The sequence below is a fragment of the Candidatus Symbiopectobacterium sp. 'North America' genome, from assembly GCF_015762685.1.
Taxonomy (GTDB): Bacteria; Pseudomonadota; Gammaproteobacteria; order Enterobacterales; family Enterobacteriaceae; genus Symbiopectobacterium.
Map to the genome: position 1 here is coordinate 1 of NZ_PEHF01000006.1, position 816 is coordinate 816.

2 pseudogenes are annotated in these 816 nt (G+C 54.7%); both read right to left on the minus strand.

What is annotated here, in order from left to right:
- Positions 1-103: 103 nt before the first annotated feature.
- Positions 104-280 (minus strand): annotated as a pseudogene (locus CS369_RS01705) (phosphatase); the annotation flags it as partial.
- Positions 276-752: pseudogene (gene nrdD / locus CS369_RS01710) on the minus strand (anaerobic ribonucleoside-triphosphate reductase); the annotation flags it as partial. The pseudogenes nrdD and CS369_RS01705, both read right to left, overlap by 5 nt.
- Positions 753-816: the final 64 nt, after the last annotated feature.

An 816-nucleotide genomic window follows, 5' to 3' on the forward strand; every position in this document is an offset into this window, starting at 1 on the left:
CTGAAAGAAAAACACCCTGTCAGCGTACCGCTACAGGGTGGGGGTGACCATCTCATTAACCCCCGCCGAGGCGGGGTTTTGATCATATTTAGTTACGCTTTTATCAATCGGTTAGCTTACTTACCTGCACACCGATCGGTGTAGGCGTCAGGGTCAGTTGCGTTAGCGATGTCAGAACCATATCAACGTCCTCTAACGCCAGGGTATCAGCCGGGGCATTAACGGCAATCACCTGACAGCCTGCCGCTAATCCGGATTCCAATCCGGCAGGCGCATCCTCGGTGGATCTGCTTGCCCTCTTCCTCATACACGCCAAGGAAGCTGCGGCAGCCCATGGGCGTCTTAAACGAGCCGGTAACCTTAACCACCTGATCGTAATTGAGGATATCCGGGTACATCCGCTTGCTGGCGCAATTCAGTACCAGTTGCTTGATGTCATAGTTCGGATCGGCAGCCTTGTGATTGACACCGTCGCGGATAGCGAACACCAGTTTGGGGAACACCGCGGTTTTACGGTTTTTGCCCAGACCAGCAATGCGGTTGCGCAGGATGGATTGCTGAATCAGGCGCGATTCCCAACTGGTGCCGAGGCCGAAACCAAAGGTGACGAACGGCGTCTGACCATTGGCGGTGTGCAGCGTATTTACTTCATATTCCAGAGACTGGAAGGCGTCGTAGCACTCTTTTTCGGTACGAGACAGCGCATAGGCGTCCGCATCGGGAATGCGCCACTCATCAGCGGTTTCCCGGTGCTAATGAGATGGTCACCCCCACCCTGTAGCGGTACGCTGACAGGGTGTTTTTCTTTCAGGAGAG